This window comes from Streptomyces sp. C, assembly GCF_000158895.1.
In the GTDB taxonomy this organism is placed as follows: Bacteria; Actinomycetota; Actinomycetes; order Streptomycetales; family Streptomycetaceae; genus Streptomyces; species Streptomyces racemochromogenes.
The window spans coordinates 657,508-658,540 of sequence record NZ_GG657750.1 but is presented as its reverse complement, the minus strand read 5'-3'; the positions used below and the strand labels follow the sequence as shown (position 1 = coordinate 658,540).

Below are 1,033 nucleotides of genomic sequence, written 5' to 3'. Positions count from 1 at the left end.
AGCACCACCAGCGCCGTCCCCGCAGGGGCGACCGCCGGGGCCCGTACCGGCGCAGCGCGGCCCCCGAGACGGCGCCCCGGCCACCATCAGCGCGGTCAGCGGCAGCACCCGGATCCCGGTGGCGAGCGGACTGAGGCCCCGTACGTCCTGGAGCAGGAACGTGGCCGTGAACAGCGCCCCGAACATCCCGGCCGACACCGCCAGCAGCAACGCCACCGCCGCCGCCACGGGCCGCGACCGGGCCACCGCCGGCGGCACGAGGGGCAGTTCCGCCCGCCGCTCACCCCGGACGAAGAGCGCCCCGAGCCCGGCCGCCGCAGCGAACCCGAGCAGCACCGGCGCGGCCGTCCACCCGTCCTGCGGTACGCCGGCCAGCGCGTGCACCGCCGACGCCAGGGCCACGGCGAGCAGCACCGGACCGGCCGGCCCCAGCCGCCCAGGCTCCCGCGGCTCCGGCGCGGGCAACCGTACGGCGAGCGCGAGGGCGGCGATCAGCAGCGCGGCCGGCACGTTGAGCAGGAACACCGCCCGCCAGTCCAGCAGCGCCACCAGCACCCCGCCCAGCAGCGGCCCCGCCGCCGCGGCCGCCCCGATCGCGCCGGTCCGCACCGCCACCGCCCGGCCCAGCCGCTCCGGCGGATACGCCAGCCGCAGCAGGGCCAGCGTCGCGGGCTGCAACAGCGCCCCGAACACCCCCTGCACGGCGCGCAGCGCGATCACCCAGCCGACCCCGGGCGCCAGCGCGATCCCCGCCGACGCGGCGGCGAAGCCGAGCACCCCCGTCAGCAGCAGCCGGGTGTGGGCCGTAGCGGTCCCCGAGACGTCCGGCGACGACCAGGAACGCAGCGACGGCGAGCAGGTAGGCCGTGCTCGTCCACTGGACCTGCGCGACCCCGGCCCCCAGATCGCGGCGCAGGGCGGGCTGCACCACGACGAGCACCGTGCCGTCGAGTGCGACGAGCATCGCCCCGGCGGCGCTGACGAGCAGCGCGATCCGCTCCCTCACGCGGGCCCCGTCCCCAGGTGCGCGTCC

The 1,033-nt window shown here is 78.8% G+C and carries 1 pseudogene; it reads right to left on the bottom strand.

Features of this window, described 5'->3' with window-relative positions:
• Positions 1-964 (bottom strand): annotated as a pseudogene (locus tag SSNG_RS03095) (MFS transporter); the annotation flags it as partial.
• Positions 965-1,033: the final 69 nt, after the last annotated feature.